At 56.3% G+C, this 16,485-nt stretch carries 15 protein-coding genes and 4 pseudogenes; 13 read left to right on the top strand and 6 right to left on the bottom strand.

All coding sequences use genetic code 11. The annotated features are described in order from the left end of the window. The first annotated feature begins 2 nt into the window (after nt 1–2). Nucleotides 3–641 (top strand): hypothetical protein, encoded by a 639-nt coding sequence (locus ACSQ2Z_RS21545; protein ID WP_436083299.1) that lies wholly within the window; start codon nt 3–5, stop codon nt 639–641. On the opposite strand, the gene ACSQ2Z_RS21540 is transcribed toward ACSQ2Z_RS21545, so the two are convergent. Beyond that, a complete protein-coding gene (locus ACSQ2Z_RS21540; RefSeq protein ID WP_436083298.1) occupies nt 577–1,596 on the bottom strand; it encodes a LacI family DNA-binding transcriptional regulator in 1,020 nt (339 codons plus the stop codon). The two genes, ACSQ2Z_RS21545 and ACSQ2Z_RS21540, sit on opposite strands and share 65 nt — an antisense overlap. Nucleotides 1,597–1,766: 170 nt before the next feature. Here ACSQ2Z_RS21540 and ACSQ2Z_RS21535 point away from each other — a divergent pair, with 170 nt between their 5' ends. The 7 genes and pseudogenes from ACSQ2Z_RS21535 to ACSQ2Z_RS21505 all read left to right on the top strand — a co-directional run. Beyond that, the gene (locus ACSQ2Z_RS21535; RefSeq protein WP_436083297.1) at nt 1,767–3,026 is read left to right on the top strand and encodes an ABC transporter substrate-binding protein; all 1,260 of its coding nucleotides are present in this window, start codon (nt 1,767–1,769) and stop codon (nt 3,024–3,026) included. Nucleotides 3,027–3,093: 67 nt separating this feature from the next. Beyond that, nucleotides 3,094–3,975 carry a carbohydrate ABC transporter permease gene (locus ACSQ2Z_RS21530; protein ID WP_436083296.1) on the top strand — a complete coding sequence of 294 codons (882 nt, stop codon included), beginning with the start codon at nt 3,094–3,096 and terminating at the stop codon, nt 3,973–3,975. Then, on the top strand, nt 3,968–4,804 hold the full coding sequence (locus tag ACSQ2Z_RS21525; RefSeq protein WP_436083295.1) for a carbohydrate ABC transporter permease: 837 nt from the start codon (nt 3,968–3,970) through the stop codon (nt 4,802–4,804). The genes ACSQ2Z_RS21530 and ACSQ2Z_RS21525 overlap by 8 nt, the downstream gene beginning before the upstream one ends. Nucleotides 4,805–4,817: 13 nt before the next feature. Next, on the top strand, nt 4,818–5,960 hold the full coding sequence (locus ACSQ2Z_RS21520; RefSeq protein WP_436083294.1) for an ABC transporter ATP-binding protein: 1,143 nt from the start codon (nt 4,818–4,820) through the stop codon (nt 5,958–5,960). Nucleotides 5,961–6,169: 209 nt separating this feature from the next. Then, nucleotides 6,170–7,525 (top strand): NosD domain-containing protein, encoded by a 1,356-nt coding sequence (locus ACSQ2Z_RS21515; protein ID WP_436084117.1) that lies wholly within the window; start codon nt 6,170–6,172, stop codon nt 7,523–7,525. 116 nt (nt 7,526–7,641) lie between these two features. Further along, nucleotides 7,642–9,309 carry a glycoside hydrolase family 32 protein gene (locus ACSQ2Z_RS21510; protein WP_436084116.1) on the top strand — a complete coding sequence of 556 codons (1,668 nt, stop codon included), beginning with the start codon at nt 7,642–7,644 and terminating at the stop codon, nt 9,307–9,309. Next, nucleotides 9,306–9,434: pseudogene (locus tag ACSQ2Z_RS21505) on the top strand (carbohydrate kinase); the annotation flags it as partial. The gene ACSQ2Z_RS21510 and the pseudogene ACSQ2Z_RS21505, both read left to right, overlap by 4 nt. Before the next feature lie 76 nt (nt 9,435–9,510). Here the strand turns inward: ACSQ2Z_RS21505 and ACSQ2Z_RS21500 are convergent. After that, nucleotides 9,511–10,274, bottom strand: a pseudogene (locus ACSQ2Z_RS21500) (IS5 family transposase). Between the two features lie 79 nt (nt 10,275–10,353). On the opposite strand from ACSQ2Z_RS21500, the gene ACSQ2Z_RS21495 reads away from it, so the two are divergent. Both ACSQ2Z_RS21495 and ACSQ2Z_RS21490 read left to right on the top strand, forming a co-directional pair. Next, entirely contained in the window at nt 10,354–10,611 is a 258-nt protein-coding gene (locus ACSQ2Z_RS21495; RefSeq protein ID WP_436083293.1) for an acyl-CoA thioesterase, read from the top strand. A gap of 178 nt (nt 10,612–10,789) precedes the next feature. Further along, the gene (locus tag ACSQ2Z_RS21490) at nt 10,790–11,401 is read left to right on the top strand and encodes a J domain-containing protein (RefSeq protein WP_436083292.1); all 612 of its coding nucleotides are present in this window, start codon (nt 10,790–10,792) and stop codon (nt 11,399–11,401) included. Nucleotides 11,402–11,559: 158 nt separating this feature from the next. Here ACSQ2Z_RS21490 and ACSQ2Z_RS21485 read toward each other — a convergent pair. After that, nucleotides 11,560–12,063 (bottom strand): annotated as a pseudogene (locus ACSQ2Z_RS21485) (LysR substrate-binding domain-containing protein); the annotation flags it as partial. Between the two features lie 35 nt (nt 12,064–12,098). On the opposite strand from ACSQ2Z_RS21485, the gene ACSQ2Z_RS21480 reads away from it, so the two are divergent. Further along, nucleotides 12,099–13,190: an IS5 family transposase gene (locus ACSQ2Z_RS21480; protein WP_436080166.1), complete on the top strand. Its 1,092-nt coding sequence runs from the start codon at nt 12,099–12,101 to the stop codon at nt 13,188–13,190. Nucleotides 13,191–13,403: 213 nt separating this feature from the next. Here ACSQ2Z_RS21480 and ACSQ2Z_RS21475 read toward each other — a convergent pair whose 3' ends face one another. Continuing rightward, a complete protein-coding gene (locus ACSQ2Z_RS21475; protein WP_436083291.1) occupies nt 13,404–13,655 on the bottom strand; it encodes a hypothetical protein in 252 nt (83 codons plus the stop codon). A gap of 164 nt (nt 13,656–13,819) precedes the next feature. Here ACSQ2Z_RS21475 and ACSQ2Z_RS21470 point away from each other — a divergent pair, with 164 nt between their 5' ends. Then, nucleotides 13,820–14,209, top strand: a complete 390-nt coding sequence (locus tag ACSQ2Z_RS21470; protein WP_436083290.1) for a GreA/GreB family elongation factor — start codon at nt 13,820–13,822, stop codon at nt 14,207–14,209. Nucleotides 14,210–14,412: 203 nt separating this feature from the next. Here the strand turns inward: ACSQ2Z_RS21470 and ACSQ2Z_RS21465 are convergent. Further along, nucleotides 14,413–15,176, bottom strand: a pseudogene (locus tag ACSQ2Z_RS21465) (IS5 family transposase). A gap of 155 nt (nt 15,177–15,331) precedes the next feature. Further along, a complete protein-coding gene (locus ACSQ2Z_RS21460) occupies nt 15,332–15,829 on the bottom strand; it encodes a glutathione S-transferase N-terminal domain-containing protein (protein ID WP_436083289.1) in 498 nt (165 codons plus the stop codon). 117 nt (nt 15,830–15,946) lie between these two features. Between ACSQ2Z_RS21460 and ACSQ2Z_RS21455 the strand changes: the two genes are divergently transcribed. Beyond that, the gene (locus tag ACSQ2Z_RS21455) at nt 15,947–16,315 is read left to right on the top strand and encodes a winged helix-turn-helix transcriptional regulator (protein WP_436083288.1); all 369 of its coding nucleotides are present in this window, start codon (nt 15,947–15,949) and stop codon (nt 16,313–16,315) included. The last annotated feature ends 170 nt before the right edge of the window (nt 16,316–16,485 follow it).

Here is a 16,485-nt window from a genome sequence, read left to right as displayed (position 1 = left end):
CAATGCCGCTGCTGTTTGCTGAAGGCATCGAGAGCGAAGTTTCGGACCTCGATGCCAGCAACCGGGCCAATCGAAGACGTCTACCCCCTCGCCGTTGCCAGATTGGTGCTCAGTTCGAAAGCGAAGACGGAGCCGGTTTCGAATTGCTGCAACACGGGCACGCTCTCGGCGACAATCTCCTCCACCAGCCGCCTGCGTTCCACGTCGCCCATTTGCTTGCCAGCAGCACTCATCCCCACGAGAGCCATGCTGTTCAGCCTCAAGAATGGTGTGCCAGCATCGAACCTTATGGACCGCGATATGGTCTTGCATTGGACGTCAAGGAATCCGGCACCCCGCAGCAGCGCCTCGAGCGCAGCTGCATCTCCGTAGCTATATCTCTGATCGGCGATGTTTCCGAGGCGCTGCTCCGCAACACCACGCAACTGCCGGAAGAACGGGATTTCGTCATCGGAGCGCCGACGTATCAAGTGCCACCAAATCCCCATAACCACCGCTTTGCCCTTGCCGCTTACGCGCTGAGAAATCAGGCCGAATTGCTCGCTCGACCAGACGTTCTCGGTTCTGGAAATCAGATTATAAGGAGCACACTGATGTTCGCTCGACCAGTTTACAGGGCACAACGCGACTGCTCGGACTAGCCTTGCTTCCCGCCACCACGCTATTCAACAATTCCGCCCCTTTCAGACCTAAATCGTAATAAGGCAAGGCCGCAGTGGTCAGTTCCGGCTTCAGCGCCAGGGAAACCGTCCGGAAATCGTCAAAGCCGACAATACTGACATCCTCGGGGATGCGGAGACCCAATGCCATTGCCGCGATGTAGATTTGGATCGTCATTTCGTCATTGCCGCTCATGATTGCAGTCGGTCGATCCTTTTGTTGTAGCATCTCTGTCGCAACGGCAAAAACGTAGTTCTTCTCCGCTCCAACCGGTCCTTCCATGCCCAGACGGATACTCAGGTCGCTCTCTGCAAGGCCAAAGTCTCCAGCGGTTTTACGGAAGGCATCGAGGCGCAGTTGCGCACCCAACAAGATGGGATTGAGCCGGATGTAGCCGATCTTTCGATGACCCCTGTCAAGCAGATAGCGGGTAAGATCTTGCGCGCCCTGGTAGTCATCAGGCTCAATCGACGGCAACAGTTCGTTCGTCTGAGGCCTGCAGTTGATCATCACCGTGGGGATGCTGACATCGCCGGTTTCGGGGTCGACGATGCGATGAAACATCGTTACATAGAGAACACCGTCGATGCGATGGGATTGGAACATCTTCCAAATTTCCGCCTCCCTCTCGGACGCGCCACCGGTGTTTGCCATCAGGATGGTCTTTCCGTTCGCATTTGCCCAATCCTGGACTCCGCGAACGATATCCACCGAGTAGGGCGTGGTCGACACATAATCGGTGATGATGCCAAATGTGTTGGAGCGACTTGAGCGGATGAGGCGCGCGGCCATGTTCGGCACGTATCCGAGGTCTCGAATGGCCTTTTCTACCCTCCCCCTTGTCTCCTCGGTCACATAAGGTTCGCCGTTAATCACCCTGGAGACAGTTTTGTTCGAAACCCCCGCCACTTTCGCGACGCTGACTATGCTCACCATGTCCGCAAATCTCCTTGCCGAGATTCGTTTTAAACCAGACGCATGACAACGTCGACATATTTTTCTGACAACGTCGACATTCGATATTGACAACGTCGTCATACGAGGATTACTTTCGCAGCAAGAAGGAGGGCTCCACGCAAGTGCAACGAGCCAAATGGGAGGAATCGATGAAGAAATTGCTTAGCGCCAGCGCACTCGCGCTTGTTTTCATGGCGGCTTCCGCCAGGGCCGAAACCATCAACATCCTGGTGGAAGGCGGCGGCGAAATGCTGCAGAAGGCCGTCGCCGAGAAGTTTACCGCCGAGACCGGCATCCAGGTGAACTTCACCGTCGTCCCCTATCAAGGTGTCTTTGACAAGTTCTCAGCCGAGATCGCTTCGGGTTCGTCGTCCTTCGACGTCGTGACAATTGATGTCGTGTGGAATGCGAAGTTTGCAAGCCATGTCGAAGACCTCTCACCTCTTTTTACCGATGCGGTTCGAGCAGACCTGCCGCCGGCTTTACTTGCAGACGCGAAGGTGGGTGACAAATTGATCGGCATGCCCGGATGGGCAAACGCCGAGATCGTCTTTTATCGCAAGGACCTCTTCGATCAAGCGGAGGAAAAGGAGGTGTTCCAGGCAAAGTATGGCTACCCCCTTGCTCCTCCGACGACCTGGCAGCAATGGCGCGACATCGCAAAATTCTTTACGCGTGACACCGACGGTGATGGCAAGGCCGATTTCTGGGGCACCGACACCATCGGCACCTTTTCGGAGGAGTGGATGGCGCATGTGCTACAGGCGGGTTCGCCCGGCGTGATTCTCGACAAGGATGGACAGGTCATTATCGACAATGAGGCGCACAAGAAGGCGCTCGAGTTCTACATCGCGCCGCACTGCAACGATCATTCCGTCCCGGAAAACGTCAACGAAATCGGCTGGGGCGAAGCGCAGAACCTGTTCTATCAGGGCAAGACCGCGATGATGAAATTCTGGGCGCACGCCTACAAGATGACACCGTCAGATTCCAAGATCAGCGGCAAGGTCGGAGTCGCACCGATGCTGGCTGGCGATGCGGGGATCGCAGCCGTGCCCGGTCCCTGGTACAACGTCGTTCCCTCGACCTCCCAGCACAAGGACGCGGCGAAAAAGTTCATCACGTTTGCGATCGCCAACAATGCGTTGGGCATCGAAGCGCCGCTTGGCCTTGCCGCGACGAATTCCGCTTATAGCAGCTATGCTGGCAAGCCTGGTTACGAGCATTTCAACCCGCTACTCACAACGCTGAGTGCTCCCGCGACGCAAGGCCGGCCGTTAAATGAGAAATATCAGGAAATAGTCGATGAAGCCGTGCTGCCCGCCGTCCAGCAGGCACTTACCTGTAAGGCAGATGTCGGTGAAGTCCTGACGGAAGCCAAGGAAACGATCGAGGACATTCTCAACTAACCTCGGACATTCCTCAGCATCGCAGGGGAGGATATGCCACCCGCGTCCTTAGCTTTCGGAGACGGACATGTCGGATGAAGACCGATTTGTACTTTGCATGCTCGCGCCTGCAGTCGCCATCCTCGGCGTGCTGGTCGCTTATCCGGTAGGGCTCCTGGTATTCGACTCCTTTTTCAAGGTCGATACGATCACGCCCCATATACGCGAATGGGTCGGCCTGCAAAACTATTTCGATGCCTTGACTTCGAAACGTGTCGTGGAAAGCGCCCTGCGGACCGTTCAGTATTCGGTCTTCGCGCTGTTCTTCGAGTTTACGTTTGGCTTCTGTGCGGCGCTGCTTTTTTCGGCGCTTGCTGGTCAATCGCGGTGGCATCGCACGATCTTCGCTCTGCCCTTGATGGTTCCGCCTATCGTCGCGGGTCTACTGTGGCGGTTTCTTCTCGTCGGCAATATCGGCATTCTGAACTACGGGCTCGTCCGTTTGGGTCTCATAAGCGCTCCAGAAGCGATCGCATGGTTGTCCAGCGAAGATATCGTCATCTATTCTGTTTCCTTTGCCGACATCTGGCTGACGACCTCCTTTGTCGCCCTTGTGTCCTATGCCGGGCTGACGAACATCCCAAAGGATCTGCTGGAGGCAGCACGGATCGACGGGGCGAATGCGCTCAAGCGCTTCTGGCATGTCACCCTTCCTCTGATGCGGCCGGTGATCGCCGTCGTGGTGATCGTGCGGGGCGTAGATGCTGCAAAGACATTCGACTTGATCTGGATACAGACACAGGGTGGTCCCCGTCATGCTTCTGAGGTGTTCTCGATGAACATCTACCAGCGCATGGTTCGGTTCGGCGATCTGGGCGAGGCTTCCGCGTCTGGAACGTTGTTTCTCATAGTCATGATGCTTTTGGCGGCAGTCGCCTATTGGAAGATATGGAGGCCAGCACATGCATAGAGCTCCCCGCCTCAATGTCAGCGGAGTCCTGATCAACGCGGCAGCCCTCGTGCTCGTGCTGTCCTATGCGCTGCCTTACATTTATCTCCTGATGACCTCCATAAAGCCGGCGGCTGACGTCCAGCAGATCCCGCCAAGCTTCTTTCCCTCTGTCGCATCCTTCGAGAACTTTCGCGAAGTGCTGCGATCCTCCACCTTGCCGAGAGCCTTCGTCAATTCCCTCACCGTCGCGGTGCTGACGACTGCTCTTTCGCTGTCGGTGGCCGTGCCTGCTGCTTACGTTGCCACGCAGTACCGGCGCCGGATCACCACCATTTTCCTACTCTTCGCACTGGTGACGCGCATGGTGCCGTCGGTGGCGCTCGGAGTGCCGCTGTTCCAGCTTTTGAAGTCGCTAGGTTTGCTCGATACAATTCCAGGCTTGGTTCTCGCTCACACGTCGGCCGCGGTACCACTGGCACTGCTCCTCATGTCGGCCTTCTTCGAGGGGGTACCGAAGGAGCTCGAAGAAGCGGCGCGCATGGATGGCTGCACACGATTCCAGGCGTTTCGAAAGATTGTCCTTCCGGTCCTGACAGGGGGGATAGCGGTCACCGCGCTCTTTACCTTCATCACAAGCTGGAACGAGTTCCTCTACGCGCTGCTACTGACGTCGGAGGCGACCAAAACGGCGCCGATCGTCATCGCCGAATACAATTCGGTCTATGGGCTTGCCTGGGGGGCGATGACAGCTGCGGCCGTACTCTACTCGCTGCCGGTCATCATCGTAACGCTCGCACTTCAAAAACAAATCGTCGGCGGCCTGACTTTCGGCGCTGTAAAGGGATGAGGGAGGCAAAGGCATGGCCGGCATAGAACTGCGCAATATCAACAAGATCTACGGAAACAGCTTTCACGCTCTGCACGATCTGAGCTTCGACATCAGGGATGGCGAGTTCATGGTTTTCGTCGGTCCGTCAGGATGTGGAAAGTCGACGGCGCTCAGGATGATCGCTGGCCTGGAGAGCATTACTAGCGGTGAACTCAGGATCGGTGACAGGTTACTCAACGATGTCGATCCCAAGGATCGCGACATCGCCATGGTCTTCCAGTCCTATGCGCTCTACCCGCACAAGACAGTGCGGGAGAACATTGCCTTTCCCTTGCTGATGGCCGGATTGCCGAAGACCGAGATTGCCAGCCGGGTAGACGAAGCCGCACGCATCCTCGAACTGACGACTTTGCTCGACCGCAGGCCGGCGCTCCTTTCAGGAGGCCAGCGTCAGCGTGTCGCCATGGGACGAGCGATCGTCCGCAAACCAGCGGCCTTCCTGATGGATGAACCGTTGTCGAACCTCGATGCCAAGTTGCGCGTGCAGATGCGCGCCGAGATCGCCAGCCTCCAAAGAAAACTGAATGTCACTACGATTTACGTGACGCACGACCAGGTCGAGGCGATGACGATGGGTGACCGCGTAGCTGTCATGAAAGGCGGCGTGCTGCAGCAAGTCGACACACCGCAAAACCTGTACAATCGCCCTGACAATGTCTTTGTCGCCGCCTTTATCGGATCGCCCTCGATGAACTTGTACGAGGCCGTTCTGAATGGAAGGACGCTGACCCTGGGCAGCAACAGTTTCGAAATCCCTGACCGGGTTTTCGAATACCGCCCCTCGCTCAACGGTGCGTCTAACCGTCAGGTCATTGTCGGTATCCGGCCCGAGCACATGAACGACGCGGCAATCCGGTCTTCTTCGGCCGAGATCTCGGCCCCGGTCACTCTTGTTGAGGCGCTAGGTTCTGAATCCATGGTGCATCTGAATATCGACGCACCCTGGGTAGCTGCTGGCGACCCGGACGCCGTCGCCGACATCGGCGACGAAAAAGCTGCTGTAGCCCGTTTTTCTCCGAAGAGCACAGTACGCGCAGGTGACATCGCGCGCATCGCTGTCGATGCCGAAGAACTTCACTTCTTTGAACCGGACACCCGCACCAGCATCTGGTGATGGTATAGCCAGGAGAAAAACAAGAATGGCTAGCCCATCTATCGCCACCAGTCGCCTGCAACTCTTTCGGATCTACAGCTAGGATCTTGCTCCAAACTCAAACAGAGAGCTGCTTGAACGCATTTCCCGAGGCTTGCGAGCAACAAGCCAATCAAGAACATCAGTCCACTCTCGCTGTGGAGTAAGAAATGTCCGAGGAGACATTAACAATGGTTAGCGAAAACTATTACGACGTAACAAAGTATCCCGTAGGGAACCCCTATGAGGATATTGGAGCGGTCATCAATAGCATCATTGCGGATATTAAAAGCCGGCAACCGGTTTCCGATCTAAATGATGGCGGAAAACCTGGAGCAGTTATCTATATACCGCCAGGCGATTATCGTCTTGTCACTCAAGTCGTTATAGACGTGAGCTATCTGAAAATTGTGGGCTCTGGACATGGTTTTACGTCTTCGAGCATCCGTTTCAACACACCCGCAAACGAGCTGGCACACTGGCACGAAGTGTGGCCGGGCGGAAGTCGCATACTTGTGGACATTTCTCCAGAGGGCGCCAACGGTGAGGCTGCTGGAGCCGCATTTTATGTTAAGCGCACCGGAAATCCTCGTATAAGCTCTGTGGAGTTTGCTGACTTTTGCATCGATGGCCTGCACTTCATTGACGATGGTTCGGGGCAAAATGATGCAGAAAATACATACAAGAATGGCAAAACGGGAATCTATGTAGGCAGCGCCAATGACTCATTCCGAATAACGGGGATGGGTCTAATCTATCTGGAGCATGGAGTTACTGTTCATGATGCAGATGCGCTGGCGATAGATAACAATTTCATTGCAGAGTGCGGCAACTGTATCGAATTGAAAGGTATGGGGCAGGCCTCAAGAATAGCAAATAATTTTGTCGGAGCCGGATATAGGGGACATTCCATTTACGCTGAAAATTATGGGGGCATTCTAGTATCCTCAAACAACGTATTCCCTCGAGGAGCTAGCAGTGTCTATTTTTCCGGCGTGGTGCGTTCCTCGATCACAGGAAATAGATTCCATTCCTTTTATCCCGGAATGTTGGTTTTTGCTGCCAACTGTTGCGAGAACTTGGTTTCCTCAAATCACTTTTTGCGAGATCGCGAGCCATGGGCGCCGATGCAGAAGCACGACAACGGCTTGGATGATCTGTTCGGACTTTTGCAAATTGACGGCAGCAATAATTCGGTAATCGCGAACCACATTTCGGAAACAATAGATACTCAATATATCAAGCCTCTCGCCGTAAAGCCTGTGATAATTAATGTGGTTTCAGGTAGCGGCAATTACATAGCCAATAATCACATTGTGGCCACAACCGAAATATCTCAAATCACTGATACACCAAACAGTGCCTGTTTTTCAACACAAGTGGGCGCCTTGCTTTCAACTAACAATTTGAAGGCGCTCGAAGTAACGGCAGTATTGGTGCAAAAGGGGTCGATACGGAATACAGTCCTAGATTCAGGCAATGACGAACAGGTTGAGTTGGACAGAACAATGAATGCATTTAGGGGCACTCCAGTTCCTGGGCATTAGTCGGCAAAGTTTCAATATAGACCGAGCGTAGCTAGACCGACCGTCTGTCGAAAATTCAGTGACTATTCGGAGTTGTGTTCATGACGAACCAAATGGAACGGGAAGATGGCCCGTTGATGAAGCAAAATCTGTTCCTACCCTCGGGGTACTGCTTGGAATTTTGGGCCGCGGGCGACGGCTTTTTTCGTTTCAACATTGATGGGAAAACGGTTTGGCAGGCTCGGTCATTTGCCATCCATCCGGAGTTTTTCAAGTATCACCACAGGGAGGCTTGCGAGGTCACCATTGTCACCAATGCGCCGGACGCTGTTCTTTGGGCCTATGGGTATCAGCCTCAAACCGTGAACGAGACCGGTATAACGGTGTTTGAATTTTCGGAAAAAGGGATCCTTCAACGCACCGGTGCGGAAATTGAAGATTGGCTTCGGTCCGATCCGGATCGTCCTGCGCTTCATTTCTCGCCAATCCGGCATTGGATGAACGACCCCGTAGGTCTCTGCAAGATCGGCGAGCTATGGCACCTTTTTTATCAATTCCATCCCAGCGGCAGTGATTGGGGACCGATGCACTGGGGACATGCGACCAGCCGCGATCTGGTCAATTGGCTTCACATGCCGGTATTTCTGCATCCAGAACAGAACCTGTGGCGTCTCGGCGCCACAGGAGGCGCATTCTCCGGCAACGCCTTTCGGGATCGAGATGGAAGCTTGATGTTCTTTTACACCGAGCGCCTGCCCGCCTATGACCTTTTCAAGGGTTATCGGGAAATTCAGAAAATAGCGCGCCCAGATCGGCGGATGATCAAGGCGGAAGGCATTGTGACGGTGTTGGAGCAGCGTCCCGACGGGGTCGAGCACGACTTCCGCGATCCAAAGGTTTGGTGGGACGACGCAGCCAACGCCTATCGCATGATACTCGGCGCATCGATCGAGGGCGATCCCGCGGTCTTGTTGTTCGGCTCCGGCGATTGCCTCGATTGGCAATATCTCATGCCGCTCTACCGCGCGCCGGTTAACTTCCGCGAGGAAGGCGCACGTGCGGTCGAGTGCCCGGATTTCTTCCGGCTAGGGGATAAGTGGGTTCTGGTGATGGGATTTGTGGGTCATGTCGAGCCACGAACACGGCGGCACAATCTCCTCTACGCTCTGATCGGTGAGTTTATCGAGGACTGCTTCGTGCCCGACATGCCGGAACTGCAACTGCTGGATTTTGGAACCGACTACTACGCGATGCAGAGTTTCGAGGCAGACGGACGTCAGATCGCGTTTGCCTGGCTCTTCAACTGGGAATACCGCAAGCCCGAGGGTTCATCCTATTCCGGCGAGATGTCCCTGCCGCGCGTTTTAAGCCTGAGCAAAGACAAAAAGAAGCTGCTCATGCTGCCAGTGATCGAAGTCGACGAGCGCTATGCCGCTGACCCTGTCATTGAGAACCAAAGTGGCCAATACTCGCTGCCGAAAGCTCCCATTGAAATCCGGCTTGCCGGGCCGCTCGAAGGCAGCAAGCTTGTCGCGACGAAAGGTGGCGAGCTTGCTTTCGAGGTGAGCGTCGCCGACGGCATCCTTTCGATTCGCCTCGCCCAGGACGACGGCTCAATCCACTATGTGGCGGAGCTCGGCGAGGCGAAAGACCTTCGTCTGTTTCATGACTTCGGAATCGTCGAGATCTTCGCCGACGGCGGAGCGGTTTGTGGAACGCGCCGCGGCTACGTGAATATCGACCCCGATCGCCTGGAAATCTCAACCACTGCATCATCGCAGGTGCTTGAAAGGTATTCGAAATGATCCTCTGCTGCGGCGAAGCGATGATTGACATGATTCCGGCGTCAACAATCGACGGAGGCAGTGCCTTCGTTCCTCATGCCGGCGGCGCCGTTTTCAACACTGCAATTGCTTTGGGACGACCGGGTGGGATTGGCGACCTGTTCGTGTGCGGCCCGACAGGCACGAATATGAACGACTTCCGGGCAATTTTAGGGCGTCGACTCATAAACTCTGACACCAGATCCTTGTCGCGACGATTTTGACGGCGGCAAGGTAGTTTTCTGGGCGCTTGTCGTAACGTGTGGCGATGCCTCGAAACTGTTTGATCTTGTTGAAGAATCTTTCCACGAGATTCCGTTGCCTGTAAACCCAGCGCGAGAATGAGAAGGAGCCCTTGCGGTTTGCTTTCGGCGGGATGTTGGCCCAGGCTTTGCGCGCAGCCGCTTTGGCTCTGATGGCGTTACTATCATAACCCTTATCTGCAAGCAGGATGTCACCTTCGCGGAGGCCTTCCGTCAGCGCATCGGCTTCAGTGCAATCGGCAATTTGCCCGCCGGTCAGGCGGAGCGTTACTGGCCGACCTTCGGCATCGACGAGCGCGTGGATTTTACTCGTAAGCCCGCCGCGGGAACGTCCCATGCCACCATCGTCTCGATCCCCCTTTTTCCCGTGGCCGCGTGCTGGTGAACGCGGACACAGGTCGAGTCGATCATGACGATGTCGCCATCATAAGCTTCTGAAACAGCTTCAAGAAGCCGATCCCAGACACCGGCCTTTCGCCAGCGGACGAAGCGGTTATAGCAGGTGGTTGGTGGACCGTAACGTTCAGGGACTTCCGCCCACGGCGAGCCTGTTCGGAACCGCCAAAGGATGCCATTCAGGACCCGCCGGTCGTCAACACGAGGAACGCCGCGCGGCTTGTTGGGAAGCAGTGGCGAAATAATCGACCATTCATGGTCCGTGAGTTCGTAGCGGCGGCGTGTCATCAAAGCTCCTCATTTGGAAGCCTTGAATCACGCGGCGCGCGCAACGCCAAGTAAATTAATGGGTTTACGGCCTAGTTCTATGAACCCTCTGACCAAAACGGAAAATGAGATGTTTCGGCGCCAGGAATTGATACGTTTTCAGCACTGCGATCCTGCTGGCATCGTGTTCTATCCTCGGTATGTAGAGATGCTGCGCGCCACCGTCGAAGTCTGGTTTGCCGACGTACTCGGAACGAGCTTTGCTAAAATCCATCGGGAGATGAGAACCGCGATACCCGTCGTTTCTCTTTCCATCGATTTTCGCCAAGCCAGTCGGCTTGGCGAAGTATTGGATTGATTGGAAGCTTGGATCCGTTAGATTTCGTAGAAAGCTGGCTGGCGCCTGAGGAAAGGTACCGTTCAAAATACATCTAGGCAGTTGCTTTTTTCGGCATCGCTGGTGCGCGATCCAGAAACTCTTACGGCCTCGTCCGCAAATTCTTGCCGTGATGACTAGCTGCGTCCATATAGGCGCCATGACGTTTGATTCGAAGATATTTGTTGGGCTTGAGCCCGCCCGCAAAAACTCAGCTCCCGCCAGCGAACCCGTAGGTCCGAAATGCCAATGGGACGGTTGCGAAAAAATTGGCGCGCATCGCGCTCCTGTTGGGCCGGGTGCGGAAGGCCTGTATCTGTTGTTCTGTCTTGAGCACGTGAAAGACTACAACAAGGGATACAGCTTCACGACCGCTCCCTCGAACGCGGACATCGCCCGCTACCAAAAGGAAGCGGCTACCGGCAGTCGTGCGACCTTTGGAACCCGTGTCAACCAGGCGACCGAAATCCCGATCCCGTCCACTATCCGGTCCGGTTCTGCGAAGACATTAAAAGCCCGCAGAGCCGCCGCACAGAACCCGGCACAAACGACCAGTCTCCCCCAAAGACGAAAACTCAAAGTGCTCGAAGCCAAGGCTTTCGAGACACTCGGTCTTTCGCCGGAGGCGACACCGGAGGAAATCAGGCGCCGCTACAAGCAACGGCTCAAAATGCACCATCCCGACGCCAACCAAGGGAGCCGTACCTCCGAAGACGAGCTTCGGGCATCGATCGAGGCGCATAAGATCCTCAAACTGAACGGACTTTGCTAAGGCTCACTCATGGGATTGCCGTGTAGGGCTCATCCAATCCGCCCTAGTTCCGGAGCCTGCGAAACAGTCGCGCAAACCGGCGAAACTCGATCTCCTCACCCTCGAACCAGGCGTCCAGCCCACAGCAGGCGACGGCGGTGGCTGCATCGAAGCCATAAACCAATGCCAAGGCCGGCCGACACGAGCGAGATCAGCGCAAACGTGTCATCGCAGCTATAGGCGATGTTGCGCACCAGATCATGCTCGGCGAACATCTCGGCAAAATAGCGTTCGGTGTAAGAGAGGTTCTGGCGCGAGAACGAGATGATCTTCTGGTCGCGCAGGTCGTCGATGCCGATCTCGTCGAGAGCCGCCAGCCGGCTGTCCTTGCCGACTGCCAGCAGATACTCGTCACTCGCCATCGAGAAGAAACGCTGGGAACCGATGTTCTCGACCGGCCGGAGGAAGCCGAGGTTGATCTGGCCGGCTTCGAGATTGCGGATCATGTCGCCGGTCGAGCCGCTCTGGATCTGCAGCTGGATACACTTACGCGGACAAGGTCGGTAGATGGAGGCGGCGCGACCGTCTGTAGTGGTGGGAACGAAAGTGCCTACCAGCTTTATCGCCCGCTCCATAAGCAACTGGACACCTCTTAAAACCTCCCCTTTTTGCGGAATTCGTGATTCACTCCGGCAGTGTGATTTGCAGGGAGCGGATGATGCGGGGACAGCCTGGCTTTTGGGATCTGGACGAGCGTTACGAGCGCTTGAGTGCGGTAGGAGATCCGCTTGAGAAGCTCAACGCGATTATCCCCTGGGCTGTGTTCGAGAAGCGTTTGGCGAAGGCACTGAAGCGATCCGACGGATCGAAGGGCGGTCGACCTGCTTTCCCGTCGGTTTTGATGTTCAAGATCCTGGTGCTGCAGGCGCTCTACAATCTCTCCGACGACCAGGCAGAGTTCGTCATCCAGGACCGGTTGTCATTCATGCGGTTCCTGGGCCTGTCCTTGTCCGAGAAGGTGCCCGACGCCAAGACGATCTGGCTGTTTCGGGAAAGCCTGGTGCGGGCCGGTGCCATCGATAATCTGTTCGCCCGTTTCGACAAACATCTGTCGCGGTCCGGCTATCTGGCCAAGGGCGGTCAGATCGTTGACGCGACGATCATTCAGGCTCCCAAGCAGCACAATAGCCAGGACGAGAAAGCGGCGATCAAGGCGGGCGAGATCCCCGAGGGCTGGAAGGACAAGCCCGCCAAGCTCGCACAGAAGGATCGTGACGCCCGTTGGACGATGAAGTATTCCAAGGCGAAGCAACCGACAGAAACGCCGACATCAACAGCGACCCGGCAGCACGACATCGCCATTCCGATGTTCGGCTACAAGAACCATGCGGGCATCGACCGGGCGCACGGCTTCATCCGCGGATGGACGGTGACGAGTGCGTCTGCTCATGACGGCGCTCAACTCAGAAACGTTGTGACCAAGGACAACACGGCATCGACGGTCTGGGCCGACAGCGCCTATCGTTCGAAGACCAATGAGGAATGGCTGAAGGACAATGGCCTGAAGTCGGATATCCATCAAAGGAAGCCGAAGGGCAAACCGATGCCGGAAGCGATGTCGCGGGCCAATGGCCGCCGCTCGAAAGTGCGCTCCGCCGTCGAACATGTGTTCGCAAGGCAAAAGGACAAGATGAAGCTCTTCATTCGAACCATTGGTGTCAGCAGGGCGACGGTAAAGATCGGCATGGCCAATATCGCCTACAACATGCTCCGCTATGTCTTCCACGAAGGACGACGCGTCACCGCATGATGCACGCCGCCCCGAAAGGGGCAGTGACACCACGAAATCCAACCTGAAATCGGAGGCAAAAGCCGCCAACAGCCATCAGGCCGTGCCGCCGATCACCAATTCAGCGGTAATTCGAGGTCTCCAACTTGCTCGTCAGCTTGGTGTTTTTGACCGTCGAGTCGATGTCTTTCATGCGGAGAAGATAGCCGCCTGGCACCTCCGTACCGTGCTCGATCACGAACCGAATGTCGTGCTGTCGTCGCCGTCCCCAAGCACCGCTGCGACCTTCGCCCAATCCTCGAAGAAATATTCCGCAAGCAGCGGGATCACCTTGTGGCGCATCACCTCGTCGATGTCCGCGCGCTTTCGGCAGCGTATGAAATAGGCGTGGCCGATCTGATGCTCGCGGTCGAAAAGGTATTCGATTCGCTCGTTGACGGTCGCCAGCATCGCGGCCAAGTCGATGCTATCAACCGTGCCGAGCAACAAAATCTCCGGCATCAGCTCGCGGAATTCAAACCGGCGACGAAGAGCGGTATCAAGCAGCGCAATCGATCGGTCCGCTGTGTTTATAATGCCTATGATGTGCAGATTGGCAGGCACGCCGAAGGGGCACCGCTGTACGGGAGGGCCAGCGCATCCCCTCGTCCATGCTAACACCGAATGGCGCGCGTCAGATCGAACAGGCGATCGCGATGCTGAGCCAACAGGTTGATGCAGGCGCAGATAGCGATGCGCTCGCCGCTCTCAAGCGCGGTCTGCGATACTGGCATGCACGCCATGCCACCATGGAGATTGTCGAGCCCATCGCAACGCCGTCGACAGTCGCGTTTGGAACCCACGTCACCATCAAGCGCGGCGGCAAGGCCAAGCAGCTTCACATTGTCGGCGAGGATGAGGCCGATCCGGCGGCCGGTCCAATTGCCTGGACATCGCCTATTGCGCGAGCGCTGGAGGGGGCAAGCCCCGGCGACGTCGTCGAGTTCCAGGCCGCGGGACACGAAGAGGAAATCATCGTCCTGTCCGTTACCGGAGCTTAGAGGCGTCGCCAGGACGCCTGTAGTGCTTCGCCTTTGTCCCGGCCACGCGCGACCTGTGAGTTCCCGAGAAAGAGCGTTTGCCGCTAGCGCGAAGAAAGGCGTGTTTCGTCGATTTCGTGCTCGTAGAGCTGGTCCATGCTCAACGAGGCGACTGCTGCAAACGGAGCCTGGTTCTTCACTCGGCCGTCGCCTAGGGCGTCGACTCATAAACTCTGACACCAGATCCTTGTCGCGACGATTTTGACGGCGGCAAGGTAGTTTTCTGGGCGCTTGTCGTAACGTGTGGCGATGCCTCGAAACTGTTTGATCTTGTTGAAGAATCTTTCCACGAGATTCCGTTGCCTGTAAACCCAGCGCGAGAATGAGAAGGAGCCCTTGCGGTTTGCTTTCGGCGGGATGTTGGCCCAGGCTTTGCGCGCAGCCGCTTTGGCTCTGATGGCGTTACTATCATAACCCTTATCTGCAAGCAGGATGTCACCTTCGCGGAGGCCTTCCGTCAGCGCATCGGCTTCAGTGCAATCGGCAATTTGCCCGCCGGTCAGGCGGAGCGTTACTGGCCGACCTTCGGCATCGACGAGCGCGTGGATTTTACTCGTAAGCCCGCCGCGGGAACGTCCCATGCCACCATCGTCTCGATCCCCCTTTTTCCCGTGGCCGCGTGCTGGTGAACGCGGACACAGGTCGAGTCGATCATGACGATGTCGCCATCATAAGCTTCTGAAACAGCTTCAAGAAGCCGATCCCAGACACCGGCCTTTCGCCAGCGGACGAAGCGGTTATAGCAGGTGGTTGGTGGACCGTAACGTTCAGGGACTTCCGCCCACGGCGAGCCTGTTCGGAACCGCCAAAGGATGCCATTCAGGACCCGCCGGTCGTCAACACGAGGAACGCCGCGCGGCTTGTTGGGAAGCAGTGGCGAAATAATCGACCATTCATGGTCCGTGAGTTCGTAGCGGCGGCGTGTCATCAAAGCTCCTCATTTGGAAGCCTTGAATCACGCGGCGCGCGCAACGCCAAGTAAATTAATGGGTTTACGGCCTAGGATGACGATGTCGTCGCAGAACGAAATCGTGCTGCGGTGGTGGCTGATCACAATGGTCGTGCGGCGACCGGCCCTCGACCTCAAGGTCTCGACGATTGCGGCTTCCGACAGGCCATCCATGGCGTCTCACCGAGAATGAAGCGCCGTCCGTCGGACAATCCGTTTTCGACATCGTTAATCCGGCGGACAAGGTTGATCTCGGCGCGCGACTGTTCATCCTTTTCCAGGGCGCGTCCGCTGAACCAGGGGCCGAACGCCTTGTGCAGCTCTGACGAAGTGAAGTTGAGCCATTCCTGCAGCCGAATGCGGTCAAGGGTGCTGGCTGCTGGCGCAAGTCCGGCGTGCGGTCGCAGATCGGCCAGGTACTGAAGGATCGCCGGGTTTTCGGTCAGCACGATGCCAGGTTCGATCTCCAGAGCCGGAACATAGCCCTTCGGGTTGATCGCGCGGTAATCGGCGCCATCGTTCGTCGTTCCTGCTTCCGTATCAACTTTCACGCTCTCGAAGGATAGATCGAGTTCATTGAGAATGATGCGGGCAGACAGCGAACAGGCACCCGGCTTGAAATAAAGCAGCATTGATAAACCTCGGTTGGTTGGTGACGCTTGCAGCCTATGGGTACGCGTTACCATTGCCAACTTGGTTTCTATCAGTTACTTCATATTCAAGTTTCTCCGCGGTAACTGAAAGTCCAGATGAGCCTGAAGATCCGAAAGAACCGAAGCGTGGCGCCACCTGAGCCCTGTATGCTCACTGAGTGCATGTCGATTATCGCCGGCGCCTGGGCGCCAAATGTGATTTGGCATCTCCGCGCCGGGCCGCGCCGCTTCAGCGAACTTCGCCTTGATATTCCGCCGGTATCCGCAAAGGTGCTTTCACAGCGTTTGAAAGAACTGGAGGCGCGCGGCGTTATAAATCGTGCCATCCAACCGACAAGCCCTCCGTCTGTTGAATACGCTTTGACTGATCTCGGTCAGGAACTGGTGCCCGCACTTAGTGCGATTGTCGAAGTAGGACACAAACTGAAGAGGGGCGTGAGCGAGCGGGCGGCTCCGTCATCATAGTCGGTGAAATCGTTGTGTGAACGCCTTGAACGGATTAAAACGGTGGGGCCCGCACTTAATTGCGCTTTGCATTGATCGCTCACGATCAGCAGCGCCGGGACGGCGTTCACGTCGCGCAGCGCGCGCCGGCGGTTGGCGGCCTACAGTGGAACTTGGTTCATGCAGGCGGA

Source organism: Pararhizobium sp. LjRoot235, assembly GCF_964254145.1.
GTDB lineage: Bacteria > Pseudomonadota > Alphaproteobacteria > Rhizobiales > Rhizobiaceae > Pararhizobium.
This window is presented reverse-complemented; position numbering and strand designations above follow the sequence as displayed.

Coding starts and splice junctions, on each gene's coding strand:
- ACSQ2Z_RS21545 (WP_436083299.1), top strand. CDS start 3: ATGCCGCTGCTGTTTGCTGAAGGCATCGAGAGCGAAGTTTCGGACCTC.
- ACSQ2Z_RS21540 (WP_436083298.1), bottom strand. CDS start 1,596: ATGGTGAGCATAGTCAGCGTCGCGAAAGTGGCGGGGGTTTCGAACAAA.
- ACSQ2Z_RS21535 (WP_436083297.1), top strand. CDS start 1,767: ATGAAGAAATTGCTTAGCGCCAGCGCACTCGCGCTTGTTTTCATGGCG.
- ACSQ2Z_RS21530 (WP_436083296.1), top strand. CDS start 3,094: ATGTCGGATGAAGACCGATTTGTACTTTGCATGCTCGCGCCTGCAGTC.
- ACSQ2Z_RS21525 (WP_436083295.1), top strand. CDS start 3,968: ATGCATAGAGCTCCCCGCCTCAATGTCAGCGGAGTCCTGATCAACGCG.
- ACSQ2Z_RS21520 (WP_436083294.1), top strand. CDS start 4,818: ATGGCCGGCATAGAACTGCGCAATATCAACAAGATCTACGGAAACAGC.
- ACSQ2Z_RS21515 (WP_436084117.1), top strand. CDS start 6,170: ATGGTTAGCGAAAACTATTACGACGTAACAAAGTATCCCGTAGGGAAC.
- ACSQ2Z_RS21510 (WP_436084116.1), top strand. CDS start 7,642: ATGAAGCAAAATCTGTTCCTACCCTCGGGGTACTGCTTGGAATTTTGG.
- ACSQ2Z_RS21495 (WP_436083293.1), top strand. CDS start 10,354: ATGAACCCTCTGACCAAAACGGAAAATGAGATGTTTCGGCGCCAGGAA.
- ACSQ2Z_RS21490 (WP_436083292.1), top strand. CDS start 10,790: ATGACGTTTGATTCGAAGATATTTGTTGGGCTTGAGCCCGCCCGCAAA.
- ACSQ2Z_RS21480 (WP_436080166.1), top strand. CDS start 12,099: ATGCGGGGACAGCCTGGCTTTTGGGATCTGGACGAGCGTTACGAGCGC.
- ACSQ2Z_RS21470 (WP_436083290.1), top strand. CDS start 13,820: ATGCTAACACCGAATGGCGCGCGTCAGATCGAACAGGCGATCGCGATG.
- ACSQ2Z_RS21460 (WP_436083289.1), bottom strand. CDS start 15,829: ATGCTGCTTTATTTCAAGCCGGGTGCCTGTTCGCTGTCTGCCCGCATC.
- ACSQ2Z_RS21455 (WP_436083288.1), top strand. CDS start 15,947: ATGAGCCTGAAGATCCGAAAGAACCGAAGCGTGGCGCCACCTGAGCCC.